The sequence below is a fragment of the Desulfogranum mediterraneum DSM 13871 genome, assembly GCF_000429965.1.
GTDB classification, from domain to species: Bacteria; Desulfobacterota; Desulfobulbia; order Desulfobulbales; family Desulfobulbaceae; genus Desulfogranum; species Desulfogranum mediterraneum.
Map to the genome: position 1 here is coordinate 14,142 of NZ_KE387009.1, position 22,274 is coordinate 36,415.

The window sequence follows — 22,274 nt, forward strand, 5'->3', positions numbered from 1 at the left end:
AGCGTTTCAATCCACGCCCCCGTGAAGGGGCGACTGTCAGCTCATAAGCTACTGTCTGAACTGAGTTTATATTTACGATTCTGCGAACCTCAGAAAATGTAAAGGCTCACGTTTCTGTTAAGACATCATAATCTAAGGGTAACCTCCGTCTCCTTTATACTTGCGAACCTGCCGACATATTTTGTCCGTCAATGGTTCGCGCGAAGCTATTTCAAAAAATAAGAGGCCCTTCCTGATCGATCCCCTCCTTTGCACCAATATGTTCCAGTCGATGCTGCCAGTTGGAACCAAGAAAATAAAAGCGGAGACTATCAGCATCCTCATCGATCTCATTGATAAGTTTCTGGCGCATCATTGCCCACTGAGCAGGATCGACGATACATTCAAAAACTGAATACTGAACGCGTTGGCCATAATTCTTGCACACTTTCGCCACCCGCCGCAACCGTTTAGCGCCACCAGGATCACTGGTTTTGACATCGTAGCTCACCAAAACAAACACGCACTACCTCCAGATCAGTGGAGGATAGCCATCGACATCCCCCCGTAAAAACCGGGCTAACAGCAAGGCCTGGGTGTGAAAGAGCAGGCCGACGGGCATCTTCTTTTCCAGGAATGGGTGTTGCAGGGTATCCTGCTTGCGTTTCTGGTAGCTGACCAGCAAAGTTTTCCTGGCCTCATCCTTCATCCTGACGCTACCGGTCTCACTCACCACAAAATCCTTTCCCTGCAGTTGTCCCAGATTCACCAGAGACAAGGCCAGACGATCGGCCAAGGGTCGAAACTCTTCCATCAAATCCAGGGCCAAACCGGCACGCCCTGGCCGATCCCGATGCAGAAACCCCACTGCAGGGTCAAGACCGGTACACTCCAAGGCCGAACGGACATCATGCATCACAAGGGTATAGAGAAAAGAAAGCAGACAGTTCATTCTGTCCAACGGCGGCCTGCGGTTGCGTTCATGAAAGAAAAAATCGTTCTTATTCCGGATAACTAAATGATCAAAAACTTCAAAATAGACATGGGCCGCATCACCTTCCACCCCACGAACCATCTCCAGGTCAAGCTCATCCTGCAAGCGGTGTAAAGAGGTGGTCAGTCGACTAACCGCTGCCTCAATGGCCGAGCAATCAACCTTATCACCGTGATCCCGGACCACCCTCCGTAACACCGTACGACAGTTAGCAACCTTACCGAACACAAAGGCCTTACTCAACTGAGCAGAGAAATCAGGCTCATCTGCCCGTCGGTACTGTTCACGACGCAACAAAACATTGCCGGATACCGGCCCCACTACCCTGGCCAAAAAACGACCATTCTCAGTGAGGAAAGAAAGGGTGACGTTACGCTCCCCGCAAAACCCCATGAGAAAAGGACTACACCCCACATTGCCGAAACAGACAATGGACTCCAAGGTATGCACAGGAAGCCGCAACTTCACTTCACGCTCGATTCTCACGGCTATGGTTTCACCATCCTTGGCAAGATATGCCCCCTGGGTGGTCACAAAAAGAGTGTTCAAATGTTTTTTCATGAGGAGACAACCTTGTTCATATATTTCGAAACCTTGTCCCTTGTTCCTGCAGTGTGTGGCAGACAGGTTTCAAGAAAGGAACAACTCTCACAGGCGCGACTGTACTGTGGTGGCGGGGTGATCTTGGCGGCAAACAAGGCATGCAGGCGCGCAGCGGTCTCAATAGTTGTCTGCCGAAGTGCCTGGTCAAAGACCACTTCAACCCGTCGCTTTTTCTGCCCATAGAAAAGAGCTCCGACAGGAACATCTCTATCCAACATCTCTTCCAGGCACATGGCCTGTGCACAGAGCTGGACCCGGTCGGAATCATCTTTTTTGGGACGGCCTCGTTTATATTCAACCGGAAAGGGCACCCAGTTGCCATCATCCTGGAGATGAAATTCCACAACATCGGTTCGCCCGATTAAACCCAACTGCAGCGAACGGATAGGTACATCAAATTCGGTTTTAAGCCGCCGCCGGGACTCTTTGCCCGCGGTATGGACCCGCTCATGAAGTATACGCCCTTCGGCGGTCAAGCGGTTTTCCGTCCATTGCTGCTCAAGATGAATCAGTGCGCACTGCCGTGGACAGAACAGCAGGTGTTGCAAGGCTGAGATCATGAGCAGGTCGTCTTCACTGTACATTGTTGGTTCGCCTCTATCCCTCTATGAGCAAATGAACGAGTATACGGACCTGTAATATTTCCCGGATTGATAATTCCCAAGATCTTGCTCGCCTCCACCCCTCACCAGCTTTTGCTTCTCCAGGGTATCGGCAAGGCTTCACTGCCTCCCCTTCTTTGAGCTGTTGCTATTTTTGCAACAGTTGCCTCTCTATCCCATTCCCCGGTCTGGAAAATATTTCGTAGATGTCAGGAAATGACAGATTTATCCCTACCGAACAGCCCTGCAATCTGCTTCAAAGTTAACTAGATCGTCTCATCAGCCAGGCAGACATTCACGACTGCCTGGCCATCCTCGGTCTGGTAGAGGATTATGTTGCCATGATCAGGTTTCATGGTTGAAGTGTGCTCTTTGTTCACAAAGTCAGTACTCTAAAAGCCATCAATTATTTCTGGCTCCAACCCCTCCAGATTGGAGACTGAAAATTAGGCAGGAAGCAGCACCGCCTGTTCTGCAACTATGACAAAGAACCATAAAACTCAAACCACTCCATAGTCTTGTTGAAAGAATTGATCCAATTTAATCATTCCTCCCATTATCCCAAGAAAAACAGAGTCGTATTCATACCTGCTAACCCAAGAATAAATATGATCCTGTTCACAATTTTTAATTGGTACAAGCTGTAAATTAGCCACTTTTCGCATTCTAAGTTGTACCGAATTATTTTGGATATCCTGCCATTTTACAGGGACTCCCGACTCCAAAGCAATCGCAATTTGCTCATCGATTATCACCGTCCTGGTATCATTTTTTATTATACGATAGCCATCCTGGACATCCTGAAAATTACGACTCAACTCCTTTTCGTATAATTCTAATGAATTATTATAATTTTTTCTTAGGGCTGAAAATTGCTTTTTAACAGATTTTGTTGCGACGGTAGTCAATAGTGTGTTCGGTGCCACAAGTTCCTGCCAAAGCTCTTGAAGTATTACAGCACTCTCCTTAAAACCTGGATTCAAGGTTATTCCATCTTCAGGTAACAATGTAAAATCGTAGACGACTCCACGTAAACGGCGCCCATGACGATTAACCCTTCCAGCTACCTGCAACAAGCTGGTAACGGAACATCGCTCCCTGAAAGCCATTGAAAAATCAAGGTCAATACCCGCTTCAACACAGCTTGTAGCAATCAGAAACCAGCGACGATTACTCCATTCGGTCACTCCCTGCCGCCGGTCAATTTCAGCGAGAATCACATCCCGGTCTTTAGGAGCAAGTGCTGTGGAAAGATGAAGCACAACCCTATTTACAAGTGATTCTTCTAGCTCATTAAACTCCTGGGCAAGAGCATGCGCCACAACTGCTGCGGTCTGAACTGTGTTGAGTATTACCAGGCATGATGGAAAAACATCACCATCAAAGCCTTGCCAATGAGATACACTTTGTAATTCCTCAACCAACGCGTTTTTTGTAAGAGCCGGAGACAACTGTTTAAAAGTAATTCTGGACGTCTCAGCTTCCTGACATTTATCGCGCAAATCATCACTCAATAGATCTGGCAATTTAGTAAGTTGGTCTTTTCCTACCAAATAGTCATCGCTCCAGAATTCAATCATCGATCCTGATGAGAGGACAATACTACACCCCCACTTTTCAACTAACTCACACAACCATTTCCAGGTGATGCGGAAAAACTCTGGCGGCACACAGGCATGTGATTCGTCTATAAAAATAACCGCACCAGCTATTGCATTTAATTTACGAAGCCGAGTGGGATCCGCAGCAGCAAGGGTTTCAAAAAACTGTACAGCGGTAGTCACAACAACCGGTGCTCGCCAAAGTGTATTGTATTGCCGCATTGGCTCATCTGAGAAATCAATTTTATGGTGATGCGCGGCAACAACTTGTTCAGGGTTCTCACCGTCAAGCAGAAGAGCACTTCGTAAGGTATTAACAGTCTGGTTAATAATATTAGTGAAGGGAGCAACCACGATTAGCCTGCTGGCATTATTTTTTACTGCTTGCCGTAGCAAGTAGGCCGTCACCGAAGTGGTTTTTCCCAAACCAACAGGAGCTGAGCAGAAAGTCAACTCGGCTCCGGTAATTTCCTTGTAGCAACAATGCTGAAAGAAGGCCTGCCGTAATGCGTTTCGTTTACGTTCTTCCGGCAAACCTGAAGCTGCCTTTTTCTCAATGTAGTTTTTCAGACCATCAAGTCTCTGCTGCCATCGGTTGTCACCAGGGCAAAAAACTGGAGTTTTTTGGTTATTACCGTAAGCTGCAGCACTACCATGATCTGCATCCACCAGGCATGAAAGCAGCAAGCGGGTTGTGATGCTGCTGGCAGGCAGTTTTTGCTTGAGGTGTGGCCACTTACCACAGTTCTGAACTTGTCGCTGAATATAGTCAGAAAGATGGGAGTCAGTATGAGCAATGCAACGATAATGTCTTTTATGACAATCTAATTCACTGCCCGTACGTATTAAATGCTCCTCAGCTCTTTGTTTCCGCAACCCTCTCAAAGAAAATAAGGGCAGCTTAAACCCCTCCAGATTCACCTCTTTGTTAAGATATTTAATAAAATATTTTTCCGTACTGCGGCTAGGCAGCCCGGGGGCATGATGTCCCCGGATCAGCCAGGCAAGCAGTTCATTGCCCATTGCTTGGGCAATGGCTGTCCCTGCATCGATATGGTCGACCATCAAACGCCCATTCCTACCTTTCAGCACGGGTTGATTACTTTCATCAAGTTTACCCATGTCGTGGAGCATTATGGCTGCTATGTAAGTCTCCCGCAGATTCCTTTTTTCCTTTTCGGATACTGCAAGAAAACCAAGGATATAATCAAGTTGAGCTCGACCATAATCCAACATTTCCTGAACATGGGCAGCATAACTGTGGGGATCTAAATCTGGAAACTCCTGGGGCGGTGAATGGGCAGCATAATTCATATGCAATCAACCACATCTTCAACCTGCTTAAAGCGCCTTAACAATTCTCCCAGATCTTTTTTTTCAGGGATGACATAGTCGTCAATCGTCGATGGCGTATTTACCCCTTTTTTCACTGTCGGGGTCAGAGCCCTCATGAAAAGATGTTCCGGGCATGAACCTAGAGAATTTTTATGTTCTCCCCACCAGGCATGTAATATAGAAACCTGCGGCCTGATAGCAGAGGCCGTATGTTGGTACACATAGGGTAAAATAAATTTAAACAAATTAATATCTTCATATGTAACACCGGTTTTCTTTGCAATACTAGGGTTAAAATAGACGGGAATACAATAAATACCATGTTGCACAACCCGAAATGCAAGCGGTGCCATACCGCGATCTTTATCCCCCTCGACCCCGGCTTTATTGGTATTAGTCATACGGACCACATCTATTGGGGCAACTGATAGACCAACACCAATTTGCATCGCACCGGTATTGATAAAGTGTTCATAACCTCCATCCTTTTTCCTTTCCTTTTGCTCTTTCGTCAACTCGCTATTTTTAAGTGATTCTAAAAAAGTATTTCCGAACAAACGGGCATCCCAGTAGGTTTGTTTAAATTCATCCCGATTCATTTCCATTATAGCATCCCTGTTTCGCCCCCTCTGTTCAAGGATCGCAAACTGGTTACCACTCTCGATTCCTAACTTGAGTTGTTCTCTTGCCGCTGAAAAAACTTCAGACTCATCATGTACCAAATCTCTAAATTTACGTTTAAAAGATACAGGTGAAATCATCCCCAGCCCATCAAACTCACGGAAGCGAGGTTCAGATTCCATATCGGGATCACCATTCGGGTTTGACATCGTAACATCCAAAACAACCAGACCTACATAACGGTTAAGTGCTGATTTCATCCTTTATCTCCCTGTGGATCTGTCTTTGTTGGATCTGCTTTTTTACCTTCAAACGGACGACCGGCAAGGTAACCAAGCATTAATTCGGCTTTATAATAATCTGTCGGTATTTTTTGCAGATTTTCCAGTTGAGCGTTGAACTCAGCAGCCTGTCTTTTCAGCCAAAGATATGCGAATATGCCGGATTGAATAGCTTTGTCATCGCCCCCCCCCGGTTTCCTAGTTTTCAGCTGCTTTATCGCCCATGATTCATATGGTTTCAAACGTGTTGCCAATAGTCCCATGGCTTTTATGGGGTCATGCAGGGCAACCCCATAAGTTTGGCTACCAAGTAAAGTGTTAGGAACCTGCCCTCCTCTCACGCTTTGACAGTAACCAATATGTAATTCATCCATAGCAGCACAGAGTTGCCCCAACTGGAAGGCCCCCTCTTTCATAAAAACCTCCTTCAATCGCCCAGCTTTGTAGAGCAGCACTGAAAGCAGACAAAGCCCTTCCAGCGCCTGTGTGTTCCGTTTATAATTCGCCTTAACTATGGCATTTTTCCCTAATCTCGAATGATGCTTTGCTAAAACAACATGCTGAAATATCTTTTGATATTGACGAATTATTCTGACTATGCAACGTCTAGCGAAAATCTCCTCTTTTTTCGATGACGATAAGAACAACACCATGCACTCAGCAAAGCTGAGTCCCGGCACATGTGTGGACTCTGAACCATCGCGAATAAATTTTAGACGAGAAATGTCCACAACTCGTTGAGGAGCAATTGACCAGTGGCTAACACCTGTTCTCTTCCCATCGATCAAAACCATAAAATAGAAATGCGGTCTATTGTTTAGCCCGTTAGTCCAATCATGCGCAGCCTTTTCCAATTTTTTGACAGTGGTTAATTTTGCATAATTAATTTTACGATTTGCCTTATCAACTACAGAAACCTCAGCGATTGTCACCACAGCATCACTTGATAAGCTTTTCCCTTTGATCAATTTGAGAAGCCTTGCTGTTGCTTTCTCATAGTCTTGAATATCATCAACTACATCCATGTGTCCGGAAAAAGCTACTGTTAAATTAACACTTATGTCATCCATACAGTATGCCAACAACAAGCTTGGCGAGCTACCACTAGCTGTGGAGATTTTTACCCAAGTTTTCCATTGCAACTCATCATTGGTTAACTTCGAGATAGTTGCAGCCAACTCTTGACACAATTCCTCACTAGCCAAAAATGCTTCAGTCCCAGATTTTCCATATCGTTGGACAGTAGGCCCGCTGGTTCCTGAATTTTTAGCAAATAAAATGGTACTGCCAACCACGTTTAACTTTTCGCTGGGAAATTTATTCTTCACCAGTTGAGACAGCTGGCCAGTAATTGAACAATTACCAACAGCCTTCTTACTTGACTTTTCATGGGCAGAAAGTGCATCAGAAATATATGGCACCCAATCCCGTGAGGTTGCTCCGATGTTCAAATCATTTCTTGGCATAAAATCTAGCAATAAGGTAACCTTGACATTATCCTTCACCCTTCCATTAGAATATATCCCATCAGCAAAAAGCCCATCACAGACCTTCTTTAACCCTTCTTTTCCAACGCTAGAGTTTGCATATGAAATTAGCAGATTAGCCACGTCATCTAAAATACTTAGACCTGTTTCAGAATGAAGATAACGGGAAAACAACTCATAGACACAATGTGCCGCCCCCCCCTGCAAGTCAGCTAATTGTTTTTGCCTTTCTGCAATTTTTGGCCTATAGCCAGGCCATGCCTTCTGGCCTGAATGGTCTACACTATATTGCGCTGTTAATTCCGCAATCACCTGCCGATATGCTTTTGCATCAAATCGATTACGATCTTTTTTCCACCTTTGATAGGGGGCATGGGCATCCGGAAAAAGAGGATAACTTAATTTTACAGCGGGAAAATAATTTTTATTTCCGTTACCAATCGACCATGTATCCTTGATTTTTTCCCTATTCAGCAATTCTATTGTTTTAGCTCGCCCGTCACTATTAAGAATCACACGAAAGGTCGTACCCATGCCAGGTGATTGAATATCGTTGTGTCTGGTTGGTGGGACCTCACCAATTGCCTCTAAACCTTGGTACATTGAATAGAGCTCATTGAGCATAACGCAGTTCCCCCTCTTTAATCAGCGCCCCTTCTCCTTGTGTAAATCTCGGAGAGTAGCTACCACAAACAGCCCTACTGAACACTTGGGATAGCATTGAAATAACGTTAACATTGACATCCAAATCTCTCTCAGTTTGAAATAATCCATTCTCACGAAATGGCCCCCAATAGCTAGGAACAAACTCGTTCCATCCTAACGTGGGAGTCTTATGGCACTGTCCCTTCTGTAAACGTCGTTGAAATATTGCCTGTAATGCATGTGGGGGGTTATCACCATGTCGCAAATGCCTTCCACTGCCATTTTCAACATGACCATACAATCGATAACAGACATCAACCAAAATTAAGGTTGTAAATTGAAAATTATCCTTTCCACTCTTTCGTAGAGGGCCACGATAATTATTGGTATAGTGTTGAAAAAATAACTCTCCTCCCTTCTGCCATTTTGGCCTGCATATTTGAACTTTTACGGGCCTGATCCAGGCCTTACCATCGCTAAAAAAAGCAACTGATTCAAAAATACCCTTTGCAGCCGACCAAGTTGGAACAGGGTAACTGGTTGGAGTGGCACCGGTATCTGGGCGAGACCACATTGCAAATGGGCCGGCAATTTCCATGGTTATCTCATAGTTACGCATCACACCTCCCTACATATTTTTTCCCTAAACTATCTTCCTAAATTAAATAAGCTGGACCCCAAATTTAGTTTTCGCCACCTTATCATGCAGGGTTTATCATATAGCGGATAACCCTCAAGTCTCCGCTCACTTTTCAAACTTTTATCAACCTGTTTCCAAATCCAAGAGCGCCCGGAAAGAATAGGCCTATTCGAGGGCTTCCCCGATACCTGCTTTATCTCAATCCTGCTCACCACACATAGTTATGTTAACCAAAAGCAGACTTACCTGAACAAGCGCACATTCAACATCTACCACCGCCGACGAAAACAGCAAGCCAATACGCTAGCCGCAATCAATTAATTATATTGACAATATCTTAAAAAACTCCTGAAACGGAGGGAACAGGGACGAAGCCCCTGGCAGCATTGCCTTTGTGTAAAAACAAGCCTCCTCGACGTTTGGTGTGAATTTGATTAAAAAGATCAAATCCACACCAAACATCGAGGAGGACAGCCGTGAACGGTAACGAAATCATTCAATTGGGCCATGGCCTACAGGATCCCTGGAAGATTATTGGACAAGCCCTGGACACCGAAAAGCAGCCTCATGAATTGCGCCTAACCGTGCAGGCTGATCGGGGGACAAAATTTCCATGTCCGAGCTGTGGTAAGTATGTGGGTCTATCCGAATCTCCCAACTCCCTGAGCCCGGATCGAGCACCCAAGGCAGCTGTCTGGTATTCCGAGAATCAAACCTTGAGCGCAACGCCGAGATTGGAAGAAATAGCAACCCTTCAAAGCGGCCTGAAAAATCAGGCAGCAGCTGACAGATACGACCCAGCGAAGACATGCCCCCCTGGGGGAAAATTGAGATGAACCATTACTGCAAAGACCTGGATGCCCGCCTACGCGGGCATGACGGTAAAAAATAGGTTGATACATCGATAGTGAATCCTGTTCCAGGCAGCCAGGAGATCATCGGCAAGGATCTTCACAGTGAAGAGCTATCTGGAAGGGACAGCCCTCATTGTGAACCTGAAGGTGAGGTTCAAGGTATTACGATATAAATGATTCAAGAGTTTTGAAATTTTTGAACTGGCAGCTTCAACAGACGACTTTACCTCCCGATCCTCCGGTACAGGGCGGTTAGCTCGTAAGCCATTTTGGAACATTCGGATAGAGCCAGAAAACGGACCAGAAACTTTCCACTGGTTGTATGCATTGCACAGATCACGCTCCCCCACAACCTCCACAAAGGGAACCCTATGAACCGACGCCTTATGCTGGCCTGCACCGTACTGATCTCAGTGCTGCTCTCTGCCTGCGCCCCCTCCTCGCTCACCACTGCCAGCGCCCCCCAAGACAACCCTGCGCTCAGCTTTGTGGTGATGGGCGACAACCGGCCGGCTGACCCCTTCCATCCGGAACAGCCCTATATCTATCACAAGATCGTCCGGACAGCGGTTTCGCTCAAGCCGGAGCTCATCTTGAACACCGGCGACCTGGTGGTCGGCTATGACGCCACCAGCCCGGAACGAGCGAGCCGGGAGTTCGATGACTTCGAGCGAGCCACCAAGCCCATCCGTGATCACGACATCCCGCTCTATATCACCATGGGCAACCATTCCGGCTACACCCCCTTTGCCAGGGCTGAATTCAGCAGACGCTACCGCGATAAGGCGTCCGGCAGACTCTACTACTCCATCGACCGGGGAAACTGCCATTTCATCGTCCTGAGCAGTGAGCTTGAGGGCGAGCAGGCGCAGATCAGCGGCGCTCAGCTGGCCTGGTTAAAGAATGATCTTGAAGGCGCGGCCGGCAAACATATCTTCATCCTCCTCCACCGCCCCCTCTACCCGAAGATCAAGCACCTCGATAATTGCCTCAATGCCCACCCGGAGGAGCGTGACCAACTCGCGCAGCTGCTCAAGCAGCACCAGGTTGAGATGGTCTTTGTCGGCCATGTCCATGTCTACAACTACTCGGTGATTGACGGCCTCGGCCAGATAACCGCAGGCGGCTCGGGTGCCCCCCTCTCGGGAACCCTGGCAGAAGGAGGGTTCAATCACTTCTTTCAGGTGATCGTCAGGGGAGACGATATTGATTATCGGCTCCTGCCTGTGACCAATGAAACCCTGCTGGCCACGGATCTGCTGGAGAGAGGGTACCCGGAAGGCGCACTGGCCATGGCAGAAATTGCGATGGAGACCGTGCCCGGCCATCCGCAGCCCTACATCATCGCGGCGCTCAGCCATGCCGTGGCTGCTCAGGAACAGCAAGCTGCGGCCATGGCCGGCCGACTGGAGGAGATCTTCGGTAACAGAGACCAGACCCTCTTTCGCCTGGGAGAGTATGCCCTCTCGGTCCGGCAGCTGGAACTTGCCGACCGCTACCTCTCCCAGTCCATGGAACGGGACCGCAACAGTTTTGCAACGGTCTATCACTACGGTCAGCTCAAACAGCTGCAGAAGCAGTATCCAAGGGCACTGATGGCGTACGACAGGGCCCTGGCGCTTACCGAAAACCCGCATTACCGCAGTGATATCAACAATAAAATCAGGGAAATAAAAACAGAACTGTAGCGATGATCCCGGCCCTGTTTTTTTCAGCGCCCGATTATGGCGAGGAGTTAACAAGATACCAGAAATAATTTGATTTTCAGCTGGCCCAGGCCGTATCATAAAGAAACGACCTGGATGCATTTCAACAACAGCGACAGAAAACCTTCCCCCAAGGAGAACAATATGTCAAAGAAAGATGTTGTGCACACCACTGAGAGTGAAATCGCAGTCCATTGGCAGGAAGAAGAGCTCTACTACCCATCGGTCGACTTTATTGCCCAGGCCAACCTGACCGATACCTCCGTCCACGAGCGCTTCAAGCTCGACAACTTTCCGGAGTGTTTCAAAGAGTATGCCGACCTGCTCTCCTGGTACAAGTACTGGGAAAAGACCCTGGATACCAGCGATGCGCCCTGCTGGAGATGGTTTGTGGGCGGCGAGCTCAATGCAAGCTACAACTGCATCGACCGCCACCTGGAAAAGAACCGCAACAAGACCGCCATCCACTTTGTGCCGGAGCTGCTGGAGGAGCGCACCCAGCACGTCACCTACCAGGAGCTCTGGGTCCGGGTGAATGAGTTTGCGGCCCTGCTCCAGGACTTTGCCGGGCTCAAGCGGGGCGACCGGGTCACCATCCACATGCCCATGTGCGCCGAGCTGCCCATCACCATGCTGGCCTGTGCCCGCCTGGGGGTGATTCATTCGGTGGTCTTTGCCGGCTTCAGCGGCAAGGCCTGTGCCGACCGGATCGAGGACTCCCAGAGCCGGGTACTGATCTCCATGGACGCCTATTACCGGGCCGGCAAGCTGCTGGACCACAAGGTCAACGCCGACCTGGCCTGTGAATTTGCCCAGGGGATGGGCCAGAAGGTGGACAAGGTACTGCTCTGGGAACGCTACCCGGGCAAATACTCCAGCAGCGCCGAGATGATCGGGGGACGGGACTATTCGGTGAACACCCTGCTCAAGGAGTATTACGGCCAACGGGTGGAGCCGGAGCGGATGAAGGCGGAAGAGCCCCTCTTCCTGATGTATACCAGCGGTACCACGGGCAAGCCCAAGGGCTGTCAGCACGGCACCGGCGGCTACCTGGCCTATGCCACGGCCACCTCCAAGTTTATCCAGGATATCCACCCCGAGGATGTCTACTGGTGTGCCGCCGATATCGGCTGGATCACCGGCCACTCCTACATCGTCTACGGCCCGCTCTCCCTGGGGGCCTCCACCGTGATCTACGAGGGGGTGCCCACCTATCCCGATGCCGGCCGCTGCTGGCGGATCGCCCAGGATCTGGGGGTCAACATCTTTCACACCTCACCCACGGCCATCCGCGCCCTGCGCAAGCTGGGGCCCGAGGAGCCGGCCAAGTATGACTTCTCCTTCAAGCACATGACCACGGTGGGCGAACCCATCGAGCCGGCGGTCTGGAAGTGGTACCAGCAGGAGGTGGGCAAGGGCAAGGCCGTGATCGTGGACACCTACTGGCAGACCGAGACCGGCGGTTTCCTCTGCACCACCATCCCGGGCATGAACCCGATGAAGCCGGGCAGCTGCGGTCCGGGTGCGCCGGGTATTCACCCGATTATCTATGATGATCAGGGCGAGATCTTAGGGGCAGGGGCAGGCAAGGCAGGCAACATCTGTATCCAGAACCCCTGGCCGGGCTGCTTCCAGACCATCTGGGGCGACCGGGATCGCTTTGTGGAGACCTACTTTGGCAGGTACAACAAGGATCCGGAGAGTACGGACTGGCGGGACTGGCCCTACCTGACCGGCGATGCAGCCTTCCAGGCGGAAGACGGCTATTACCGGGTCCTGGGCAGGATCGACGATGTGATCAACGTCTCGGGCCACCGTCTGGGAACCAAGGAGATCGAGTCCGCCTCCCTGGCCACTGCCGAGGTCGCCGAGGCGGCGGTGGTGCCGGTAAAAGACGCCATCAAGGGGCATGTGCCGGATCTCTACATCTCCCTGAAGCCGGGCATCACCCCGAGCCCGGAGATTGCCCAGAAGGTCTCGGATACGGTCTGTAAGGAGATCGGCAAGATCGCCAAGCCGAAGAGTGTCTGGATCGTTGCCGATATGCCCAAGACCCGCTCCGGCAAGATCATGCGCAGGGTGCTGGCCTCCATCTCCAATGAACAGGATGTGGGCGATGTAACCACCCTGATGAACCCGGACATTGTCGCCGAGATCAAGGAACAGCATCTCAAGGGCAGCAAATAGCCGGCAAGATCGAGGATATCCAGGGGCCGGGCGAAGATGCTCGGCTCCTGCCCCCTTCTTACAGCCTCCTGGCTGCGCCGGGGATGACCGCCCTGCTCAGGGCAAGTCCCATCTCCCCCGCTAGAACTCCCCCAGCCTCTTTACCGCCATCAGGGACCGCAGCATTTTTTAAATTTCTTGCCGCTCCCGCAGGGACAGGGGCTGTTGCGCCCCACCTTTGAGGCCTTGAGCCCTCCTCCATCGCCCTGCAGTTCACCATCCAGGTAGAGCCAGCGACCGTCTTCGCAGACAAAACGACTGAGTTCATGGAGCACCAGGGCCTTGTCGTGTGACATGGCCTGGGCCCGGAACTCCACCACCCCCTGCTGATCATCCCTGCCCCCCTGCTCGGTCCTGATCACCTCCAGGCCGCACCAGCGGGGAATCGTCTTGGGATCAATGGCTGCAGGCCTGGTGCTCGGGTGCCAGGTCTTGAGCAGATAGTCTATATCGGCGGCAACATAGGCGCTGTAACGGGAACGCATCAGCGCCTCTGCAGTATCGGCTTGTCGTTGACCGCTGTGGATCGGTTTGCAGCAATCCTCATAGGCAACGGCAAGGTTACAGGGACACGGGCCAAGATCACTCATAATCAGCTCCTGGGTAGAGATTGTCCAAGGACCTCAAGGGCCACACGGATCACATCACAGCGATGCGCGTCCACTCTCAGGAGGAAAACAGGAGAAGGGCCTGGAAGGTCCTGACTCCACCGGATGCATGCTGCAATTTTAAAAAAAAGTCCTGGAAGAAAAGGATGATGGACGATACCGCTCCTATAGTGTAGCAGTGAAGAAATGCTTTGACAAGTCAACATCTCCCTCATCACTCGGATTTCCTATGCCCCCCTCCACCATCCTCCTGGTTGACGACCACTCCCTTATCCGCCAAGATTTGAAAAAAGCGCTGGCTGGCAGCCGCTACCGGGTCATCGACGAAGCGGCTGACGGAGTCGAGGCCCTGAAAAAGGCCGACGAACATAAGCCGGACATTGTCTTGACCAATATCCGCATGCCCGCACTCAACGGCCTTGAACTCCTGGCCGCCCTGAAGAAACAAGCGGATCCGCCACGGGTGATCATCTGCACCATGATGTCCAACAAGGGTTACCTGGCCCGGGCGCAGAGCCTCGGCGCCGACGGCTACATTGACAAGGTCTGCCTGGCCGGAGACACTCCTCGCCTGGTTCTGATTCTGGATGAGATCTCAGGATACCCTTTAGGCCACCTTGAAAAGGGAATGACTGTGATCAACGGGACGCAGGATTTGAAGAATCTTGGGTAGGTACAGAGTGTAACCACAATCAAGACATCCTGCCTCCCGGAGAGTTGTGAAAGGTGGTGCCAGAAAACTATCTCTCTTCTATCGGATAGCGACTGCGTTGCCATTCCCGCCAGCCGCCCTTGAGGGCATAGGCCTTGGTAAAGCCCTGTTCCCGTAACTTCAGTACCAGACCGGCACTGGTGGCTTCATTGGGTCAGGCGCAGTAGAGGACCAGGGTCTGATCCGGGGTATGGGTTTGAGACCAGGTCGCAAAATCCCTGGCCGCTGCCCGTACCGCACCCTTGATCTTGAACTCACTGGAACTCCAATCCCTGCCGGTGCGAACATCAAGCACCACCAGCTCCGGTGAGCCGAGCATGGCCTTGAGGCCATCCTTATCGATCCGCAGGTCGTCGCCGGCCAGACCGCTTACCGCGCTGATCAACAGGCCGAACATCATAAGTAGAACGAGTCGTTTCATGCTTCTCCTCCCTTGGTTGATAAAAAAAATGAAAAAGTTACAGGTAGCGCTTCACCACCTGCTGCCACGACCATGAAAACCCAGCTGTCCCGGCAAGGGTCAGCAGGATAAAGCCGGTCAGCTGCACCCGGTTGGGATCGGTGAACAGCAGACCGAAAACAATCCCGAAAAACAGGCAACTGACCACCATACCGGAGGCGAAGACGCCCGCATGACTTCCCCGCAGATGGCGAGAGGCCGCCAGAGAGTGGGCCCCAAGCTTCAGCAGCCAGAGGAGCAGGGCCCCGCGAAGATAGAGCTCAAGCTCCTCCTCCCCAGCCAGGCCGCTCATCATCAACACCCCGATGACCAGGGCAGAGAGCAGACAGTAGAATCGGCCCTGGTTGCGGCCCTGGAAGAACCTGGGCACCAGCTGCTGCGCCGATAATGCCAGCCAGGTTCTGGTGGTGGCGATAAAGAGGCCGTTGACCATGGCCACGGCCCCGCAGATAACCACGGTGCCGATGAGGTAGCGTCCGGGCTGGCCTAGCATCCTTTTCGCGGCCAGGATATGGGGGATGGTTGAGTCCGCCAGGCTTGACCAGGCCACAAAATGGGCCGAAATCCCGGCCCAGCAGGAAAAAAGCAGCAACACCAGCCCGAGCAGTACCAGCACAGCCCCCCTGCTCGGCCCGTTCTCAGCAGGTGAAACCAGGTCATAACCCAGGAAGAGCAACACGGCACCCAGGGCAAGATGGGGGCTGGGGTTGATCGGTGATTGCGCCTCCAGCGGAGCTCCCTCTGCCAAGACCCCCAGAAAGAGGAGGATACAGAGGCAGCTCAGCGCCAACAGCGCAGCCAGCACCTGCAGGCGCAAGGCCCAGCGTTCCCCGGCCAGGTTGGCTGCCAGGACCAAGAAGAGCAGAAGAAAGGCGAAGCCAAAGTTGGGAAACCAGTAGAGAAAGATCTCGTTAAAGGCATAACCGGCCGTAACCAGCACCGCGGTTGCGGCCAGCAGGGTAACGGAGATCCTGCTGCTGAGCAGCAGGGTGGCGGCCGGCACCGACCCCAGCTCTCTGCTGAGCAGCAGGGTGGCGCCCTCTCCCCTGGAACTGAGCCCCGGATGCAGGATAAGCCCTGCACCAAGGGCTGCCACCAGGGCAGCAAGCGCAAGCAGCAGATGGGAAAAGCTGCCGCCGCCGGCCAGGTTGCCAAGTCGGACCAGGGACTCCGGGGAGAGCATGATCCCCAGGGGAACACTGAGGGCCAGGATCGGCAGCTTCATAGCGGGCTTTCTCCTTAAGAGGAGTTGGAGGATGGGAGATATTCACTCATTCCAGACAGCAGGGGCCAGGAAGACGCAGTCCCACAGGGCTAAACAGAGGGGTAAGTAGGCTCGCCCAGCTCACCCCTGTAGGGCGGCTGACATATAGTAAGTGATGTGTATCAACGGAAGAGATGTAAAGCAGAAAGAGCTGGCTGCAACCAATTAAGGGGTACCTTGAAAAATGAGATTTTTCGATCAAGGTCAAGGCGCGCGATAAATTTTACCGCAGGCATGTATCTGATATTTCGAGGATAAAACCTTGGGTGCAACGCCGAGATTGGGAAAAAAAGCAATTTTTTCAAGGTGGCCTAAGGTTTATCCGAATCTCCCAACCCATGAGCAGCGAGGGGCTCTCTCCCCTCAGTCATTGATTCCTGGTTGTCAATCCCGCACAGGCGGGAATGACGGAGAAGAAAAGAATGTAAGGGAGAAGGACCGTCACCAGGACCCGGCCACCGGAGCCCGCTCAGCGGGCAGTTTGGCCCTATGAGGCGAGAACCCGGTTAACGACTTTTGCAATCTCCTGAAGCTTAAACGGCTTCATGACAGCAGCGCAAAAACCATAGTCCTGATAATTTGACATAATCGGATCAGTGGAATATCCACTGGAGACTATAACTCTGGCCTCTGGATCCATAGCCAGCACCTCTTTCACCGCATCCTGCCCCCCCATGCCCCCTGGAATGGTCAGGTCCATGATGGCAACATCAATCGGCTCTCCTGAGTCTCCATGTTCCCTGTAGAGCTCAAGTGCTTCAGTTCCGTTATCTGCCAGCACCACCTCGTATCCCAAGGAGGCAAGCATGGAGCCGACCACGTCTCTGATCATTGCCTCATCATCCATAACCATGACTTTGGCCTTGGCCTTGTGGTCAAACTCTTTAACGCTCTCCTCTACCAGTCTTACCTTCTCCTGACTGGATGTTGCAGGCAGAAATATGGTAAAAGCTGTACCTGCACCAGGGGTTGATTCAACTGAGATCTGACCGTTATGTTTAGAGATTATAGAGTGACTTATGGCCAAACCCAAGCCGCTTCCCTCCGCCTTGGTGGAAAAATATGGATCAAAAATTTTATCAACAAGATCGCTGGAAATACCTGTCCCGCTATCTGTTATGACAACCTTGACCATCTGACTTTTCTGAGGAAAAAGGAGATCTCCCCCCTGGAGAGGCTGGACATTCTCACAGGAGATGTCGACCGTGCCGCCATCAGGCATGGCATTACTGGCATTAAGTACTATATTTTGAATAACTTGGCTGATCTGCCCTTTGTCGACATTTACCAACCATAAGTCTTCAGGAATATGGTAGCTACAGGCGACCTTACTTCCGCGAAGAACAAAATCGGCTGAATCTTTAATAACATTGCCAAGGGAAGATATCTGCCGAATGGGTTCACCCCCCTTGGCAAAGGTCAGTAACTGTTGAGTCAAGTCTTTGGCTCGAAACAGTGCCTTTTCTGATTTAGAGAGGAGCTTTTTTGTTTTGCCCTTCAGCTCTTCATCAACAAGAGCGAGGCTTATGCTCCCCAAAATAGCGGTGAGGATATTATTAAAATCATGGGCTATCCCCCCTGCCAAGACACCGATGGATTCCAGCTTCTTGATTTTAAGCAGTTCTTTTTCTGTTTTCAGTTGCTCGGTAATATCTCTAAAGACCAGAACCACTCCGATTATGTTGCTGTTGGCGTCTCGAATGGGGGCACCACTGTTGGCGATGCTCCGTTCCCTGCCATCTCTGGCCACCAGAACTGCACGCTCGCCCGCTCCGACAATGTTTCCGGAACGGATAACTTTTACGGCAGGATTCTCACATACCTCTCGGCTCTGCTCATCGATCGCCTGAAAGACATCTTTCAGAGGCCTTCCAGCGGCCTCGTCGTTGCCCCAGCCGGTAAGTTCCTCGGCCACCTTGTTCAACAGGACAACATCCCCTGAAATATCAGTGGTGATGACCCCCTCGGCAATGCTTCGCAGGGTCACGCTGAGCTGTTCTTTTTCCTGGGCCAGGGCTACCTCTGCGGTTCTCCGGACAGCTATCTCCTTTTCCAAGTCAGAAATCGTCTGCTGGATGGATTTTTGCATACGAGTAAAACTGCGCGCCAGTGCACCCACTTCATCTCTTCTCTCCTGGTCAACTTCCTGAGCCGGCTTGCCTTCCGCCATAGCTGTGACGGCATTGGTTAACCTGGTGATCGGTTTGGTAAATCGAGCAATAATGAAGGAGAGCACCAGAACAACAAAGATGGTTATGCCACCCATAATCGAAACGAGCAGATTACGGAATTTAAGGGAATCGGCATATTTGATCTCCAAGGGCACCGCATAGCCAACCACCCAGCCCCACGGCGCAAACCGCTTAAAATAATACCATTTCTCCTGACCTAGATAGACAGACTCAAAAGCCCCTTCTTTTGCAGACAGCATGGTATTAACAACATGCATCTGCTCCAAAAACAGTTCACCCCGGGAAAGAACAGGGTGCATAACTATCGCGCCGTCTGCATCTATAATGAACGGATAAATGTCTTGCGAGGTATGCTTGTAATAGCTTTGGCGGAGATGTTTGATTGCTGACTGCTTAAAATCCTCAACATATGCCTCTACAAGCCCTGTTTTCCTGAGGCGCTCATTACGTATGCCCAGATTGGTCAAGATCGCCTCTACTTTTTCAACATACAAAGCGCTCTGACTTTCGTCGATGATCCTGGTGAGCTGTTTGTCGGCAAAGAACAGTACACTGACGGTGGTAACAACGAAAGCGCAGATGACAAGAGACAACAGCTTTACGGTTATTGAACTTCTTTGCATCTATACCTATTCCTACTGCAGCTTATCATTGACAAATATAGCTCTTTCCAGCATCTCCAGAGGCAACTTAATGCCTAACCTGTTGACAAGCGGCATATTCACGTGAATCCTCGACTCCTTATTTCTGGCAAGGGGAATAGTTGCCGGAGATCTTCCCTCTAATATTTCAAGGGCTGTTTTTCCGGCCCACCAGCCCTGCTCCTCGGCGATCCTGACCCTACCTATCATTGCATAGGGTATATCACTGTCATTCATTGCCCCGGTTGGCACTCTGGTTGTTTCACGTATAAATTCTATTGCCAAGGTATCATCCCAGCCCTCTATCCCGATAGGATTAAGCCACAAAATCATATCAACCGAATCCTGTAATCTGCTATAGGCTGCCTTCCATTCAGCAAATGTTGAGACGAGCTCGCCATCGGCATAGCGTACACCTAAGGCACCTTTATGATAAAATACCTGTTTTTCGCATGATAAATTCTTTGAACCGATAAACCCTATTCGCTCACCCTGTGCATAGTCGCGCAACATGGCAATCGTTTCAAGCACCGGCGCAACCTCAACCATTCCGGTGATATTATTCGTCGGAAAGCCATAAACACTCGCATCCCAATTCAATCCGTTGAATACAAAAGGAATATTGGAATACTTATAGTACGGCTCTATTAAATATTTCGCCGCATTGTCATCGCTTGCCACGACAACATCAGGTTGCCAGTCATCAATAAGGCGTTTCGCCGAAAGGGCGGCCTGTCTCTTAAACTCTTCTGATGTATTGAGTTTAGTGTTCATCCTGAACACTTTCAATTTCACTTCACTTTGAGAAGTATCGAAAGTACCGTCAGCACGCGCGACAATATTGAGAGCCTTTAACAAGCCTTTTTCAATATCATCACTCCACCTGTAGCCCTTATGATACGAGTTCACATAAAATATTTTTTTCCGCCTCTCCCCTAGCAGATGGGCATTTTCTATAAGTTCCATTGGAAACTTAACACCAATCTTCCTGGCAAGGATCATATTTAAATATATCTCTGCCTGTTTATTGGTAACAACCGGAATATCCCGCGGCAAAGTTCCTGCCAAAATTTTCAATGCAGTTTTTGCAGCATATTTCCCCTGCTCCTCTCCTAGCTTGGAGTAGGTGAGCAATGCATACTCACCAAGAAATCTATGCAAGGCCCCTGTGGGCACCAGTGTATTTTTGTTGACAAATTGTACCATCTCTTCATGGACAAACCCTTTAACGGAACGAAGTTCCTGGAGCAGGACCAGGTCGCATTCCTGCTGGAGAGCGAGAAATTCCTGCTTGAGTTCGCTAAATGTCGTAACAAAACGCAGATTGAAATCAGCCGGGAACAGCTTGACAATACTTTGATATTCTTTTCGCTCTGATAATGTATCTGAGGCGAGATAACCAATCCTGCTCCCCTTGGCATAACTCTTGAGAGCAGCAATGGTGGGCTGGTAGAGGGCGACCTCTATCATGCCGGTGACGTTACTTGCCGGAAAACCATAAACAGAGGCATCCCAGTTCAAGCCGCAGAAAACAATAGGCAGATCCTTTCCTTTAAAATAAGGAGCTATCAGGTAGTTGGACGCAGTGTCATCCGAAGCGATTACTACATCCGGCCGCCATGACTCAATCAGCCTCCTTGCTTCGAGGGCTGCTCTTTTCTTGAATTCTTCCGATTGATTGCGTTTTGTATCCATTCTGAATATTTTCAGCGCTACATCATCTCTGTCTCCAAGAATCGACTGGATACCAGCTGTAATATCAGCACTCCACTGGTATCCCTCATGATAAGAATCTACATAGAGAATCTTGTGTACATCTGTCTGGGCAACAGCAGCCAACACTGCTGCAAGCTCAAAAACTAAAACAACTATAATAAATGCTACCTGCCTCATAGCAGAGCTTCCTGTTTCAGATATAGATATTACAAAAACAACCCAAGTGGTTTTCCTTTTCGCAACGTGTCTCATGGCAGCCCCGCCTCTCGGCCATCGCCTTTCAAGATCTTGTTCCCCTGACCACGAACCTTGTCCACCGCCTCTGCAGGGAACCTGGCAAGGCAGATCTTAATGGGGTCTGTCCGAATCTCCCAACGCATGAGCAGGGGGGACTCTCCCTTCTCTTCATTCATTTTCAGGATCTCATTCCAGCGCAGGAGGTCATGACATCATCCACAATGACCTTCAAGATGAGGGACTATCGGCAAGGAGTCAGGTCCCGTCCTTGTTGTATAGGGTAGAGGGAGGGGGAATCTGCTTATCAAAAATAGCGGGGCCTTACTCATGAACCCCCTGGAGGTCCAGGATACTTTGATTGAGGGCGCCAGAACAATCAGGCAAGGTGGAGACAGCAAATTTCGTGACGCAATAATACCACATCTGGCTATTTTTTCGACCAACTTGACCCAAAAAAGCCAAAGACCTTACAGACCAGCCGCTTAGGCGCACCAGCCTGCTCTGATGATATCCATCCAGGAGCCAGGTTGAGCATCTCCGGGCTAGACCGGTCTGGAACCTTGGCGACGATCCACTCTGACGGGATTCCTGGCATTGCATTTGACGCATTTCCTCCTCTCAGTTAAGTGCAGGGGCAACCCTTTGATTGACAAGAGAAAGACGTTCGCCCTTCCGATTCAGCCCGGGAAAAACATTTTTCCGCATGGTGCGTAAAAATGGCGATATCCGAATCTCCCCAAAGGACCCAAGAGCCATCCCGCTGGACAACAGTTTGGGAGGTAAGATCGCCTGTTCAGGCTATCCAAAAAATCTTGAACGTTTTAGGTCGCCTTGAAATACACTGAATCGCACTTTCAGGCGTAGAAATGA

At 50.2% G+C, this 22,274-nt stretch carries 16 protein-coding genes; 3 read left to right on the forward strand and 13 right to left on the reverse strand.

Annotated features, from left to right (window positions below; genetic code table 11):
• Nucleotides 1-211: 211 nt before the first annotated feature.
• The 7 genes from cas2 to cas5 form a co-directional block, all read right to left on the reverse strand.
• Nucleotides 212-502 carry a CRISPR-associated endonuclease Cas2 gene (cas2, locus tag G494_RS0120810; RefSeq protein WP_028586059.1) on the reverse strand — a complete coding sequence of 97 codons (291 nt, stop codon included), beginning with the start codon at nt 500-502 and terminating at the stop codon, nt 212-214.
• 3 nt (nt 503-505) lie between these two features.
• Nucleotides 506-1,534, reverse strand: a complete 1,029-nt coding sequence (cas1c, locus tag G494_RS0120815) for a type I-C CRISPR-associated endonuclease Cas1c (RefSeq protein WP_028586060.1) — start codon at nt 1,532-1,534, stop codon at nt 506-508.
• On the reverse strand, nt 1,531-2,160 hold the full coding sequence (gene cas4 / locus G494_RS0120820; protein ID WP_028586061.1) for a CRISPR-associated protein Cas4: 630 nt from the start codon (nt 2,158-2,160) through the stop codon (nt 1,531-1,533). The genes cas1c and cas4 overlap by 4 nt, the downstream gene beginning before the upstream one ends.
• A gap of 518 nt (nt 2,161-2,678) precedes the next feature.
• Nucleotides 2,679-5,093, reverse strand: a complete 2,415-nt coding sequence (locus G494_RS0120830; protein WP_035247949.1) for a CRISPR-associated helicase/endonuclease Cas3 — start codon at nt 5,091-5,093, stop codon at nt 2,679-2,681.
• Nucleotides 5,090-5,995: a type I CRISPR-associated protein Cas7 gene (locus G494_RS0120835; RefSeq protein ID WP_028586063.1), complete on the reverse strand. Its 906-nt coding sequence runs from the start codon at nt 5,993-5,995 to the stop codon at nt 5,090-5,092. Before G494_RS0120835 ends, G494_RS0120830 begins: the two co-directional genes overlap by 4 nt.
• Nucleotides 5,992-8,127, reverse strand: a complete 2,136-nt coding sequence (locus G494_RS0120840) for a hypothetical protein (protein WP_028586064.1) — start codon at nt 8,125-8,127, stop codon at nt 5,992-5,994. Before G494_RS0120840 ends, G494_RS0120835 begins: the two co-directional genes overlap by 4 nt.
• Nucleotides 8,117-8,767 (reverse strand): CRISPR-associated protein Cas5, encoded by a 651-nt coding sequence (gene cas5, locus G494_RS26515; protein WP_084457187.1) that lies wholly within the window; start codon nt 8,765-8,767, stop codon nt 8,117-8,119. The genes G494_RS0120840 and cas5 overlap by 11 nt, the downstream gene beginning before the upstream one ends.
• A 1,246-nt stretch (nt 8,768-10,013) precedes the next feature.
• Here cas5 and G494_RS0120845 point away from each other — a divergent pair.
• Together G494_RS0120845 and acs are read left to right on the forward strand one after the other, a co-directional pair.
• Entirely contained in the window at nt 10,014-11,330 is a 1,317-nt protein-coding gene (locus G494_RS0120845; protein ID WP_028586065.1) for a metallophosphoesterase, read from the forward strand.
• Nucleotides 11,331-11,492: 162 nt separating this feature from the next.
• Nucleotides 11,493-13,535, forward strand: a complete 2,043-nt coding sequence (gene acs / locus G494_RS0120850) for an acetate--CoA ligase (protein ID WP_028586066.1) — start codon at nt 11,493-11,495, stop codon at nt 13,533-13,535.
• Between the two features lie 149 nt (nt 13,536-13,684).
• Here the strand turns inward: acs and G494_RS0120855 are convergent, their stop codons facing one another.
• On the reverse strand, nt 13,685-14,164 hold the full coding sequence (locus tag G494_RS0120855) for a YchJ family protein (RefSeq protein WP_028586067.1): 480 nt from the start codon (nt 14,162-14,164) through the stop codon (nt 13,685-13,687).
• A gap of 247 nt (nt 14,165-14,411) precedes the next feature.
• Between G494_RS0120855 and G494_RS24845 the strand changes: the two genes are divergently transcribed.
• Complete coding sequence (locus tag G494_RS24845; RefSeq protein ID WP_051305940.1) at nt 14,412-14,855, forward strand: response regulator transcription factor; 444 nt, start codon at nt 14,412-14,414, stop codon at nt 14,853-14,855.
• 67 nt (nt 14,856-14,922) lie between these two features.
• Here the strand turns inward: G494_RS24845 and G494_RS0120865 are convergent, their stop codons facing one another.
• The 5 genes from G494_RS0120865 to G494_RS27090 all read right to left on the reverse strand — a co-directional run bounded on the left by G494_RS0120865 (nt 14,923) and on the right by G494_RS27090 (nt 21,580).
• Nucleotides 14,923-15,315 carry a rhodanese-related (seleno)protein gene (locus tag G494_RS0120865; RefSeq protein WP_263577278.1) on the reverse strand — a complete coding sequence of 131 codons (393 nt, stop codon included), beginning with the start codon at nt 15,313-15,315 and terminating at the stop codon, nt 14,923-14,925.
• A 37-nt stretch (nt 15,316-15,352) separates the two neighbouring features.
• Nucleotides 15,353-16,579 (reverse strand): hypothetical protein, encoded by a 1,227-nt coding sequence (locus G494_RS0120870; RefSeq protein WP_028586069.1) that lies wholly within the window; start codon nt 16,577-16,579, stop codon nt 15,353-15,355.
• Between the two features lie 526 nt (nt 16,580-17,105).
• On the reverse strand, nt 17,106-19,433 hold the full coding sequence (locus tag G494_RS24850; protein ID WP_051305941.1) for an ATP-binding protein: 2,328 nt from the start codon (nt 19,431-19,433) through the stop codon (nt 17,106-17,108).
• A 12-nt stretch (nt 19,434-19,445) separates the two neighbouring features.
• Nucleotides 19,446-21,419 carry an ABC transporter substrate-binding protein gene (locus G494_RS25910; RefSeq protein WP_084457188.1) on the reverse strand — a complete coding sequence of 658 codons (1,974 nt, stop codon included), beginning with the start codon at nt 21,417-21,419 and terminating at the stop codon, nt 19,446-19,448.
• Nucleotides 21,416-21,580 carry a hypothetical protein gene (locus G494_RS27090; RefSeq protein WP_153305984.1) on the reverse strand — a complete coding sequence of 55 codons (165 nt, stop codon included), beginning with the start codon at nt 21,578-21,580 and terminating at the stop codon, nt 21,416-21,418. The genes G494_RS25910 and G494_RS27090 overlap by 4 nt, the downstream gene beginning before the upstream one ends.
• Nucleotides 21,581-22,274 lie beyond the last annotated feature (694 nt).

Coding starts and splice junctions, on each gene's coding strand:
- G494_RS0120845 (WP_028586065.1), top strand. CDS start 10,014: ATGAACCGACGCCTTATGCTGGCCTGCACCGTACTGATCTCAGTGCTG.
- cas4 (WP_028586061.1), bottom strand. CDS start 2,160: ATGTACAGTGAAGACGACCTGCTCATGATCTCAGCCTTGCAACACCTG.
- G494_RS0120835 (WP_028586063.1), bottom strand. CDS start 5,995: ATGAAATCAGCACTTAACCGTTATGTAGGTCTGGTTGTTTTGGATGTT.
- G494_RS0120840 (WP_028586064.1), bottom strand. CDS start 8,127: ATGCTCAATGAGCTCTATTCAATGTACCAAGGTTTAGAGGCAATTGGT.
- acs (WP_028586066.1), top strand. CDS start 11,493: ATGTCAAAGAAAGATGTTGTGCACACCACTGAGAGTGAAATCGCAGTC.
- G494_RS24850 (WP_051305941.1), bottom strand. CDS start 19,433: ATGCAAAGAAGTTCAATAACCGTAAAGCTGTTGTCTCTTGTCATCTGC.
- G494_RS0120855 (WP_028586067.1), bottom strand. CDS start 14,164: ATGAGTGATCTTGGCCCGTGTCCCTGTAACCTTGCCGTTGCCTATGAG.
- G494_RS0120870 (WP_028586069.1), bottom strand. CDS start 16,579: ATGAAGCTGCCGATCCTGGCCCTCAGTGTTCCCCTGGGGATCATGCTC.
- G494_RS27090 (WP_153305984.1), bottom strand. CDS start 21,580: ATGAATGAAGAGAAGGGAGAGTCCCCCCTGCTCATGCGTTGGGAGATT.
- G494_RS0120830 (WP_035247949.1), bottom strand. CDS start 5,093: ATGAATTATGCTGCCCATTCACCGCCCCAGGAGTTTCCAGATTTAGAT.
- cas5 (WP_084457187.1), bottom strand. CDS start 8,767: ATGCGTAACTATGAGATAACCATGGAAATTGCCGGCCCATTTGCAATG.
- cas1c (WP_028586060.1), bottom strand. CDS start 1,534: ATGAAAAAACATTTGAACACTCTTTTTGTGACCACCCAGGGGGCATAT.
- G494_RS24845 (WP_051305940.1), top strand. CDS start 14,412: ATGCCCCCCTCCACCATCCTCCTGGTTGACGACCACTCCCTTATCCGC.
- G494_RS25910 (WP_084457188.1), bottom strand. CDS start 21,419: ATGAGACACGTTGCGAAAAGGAAAACCACTTGGGTTGTTTTTGTAATA.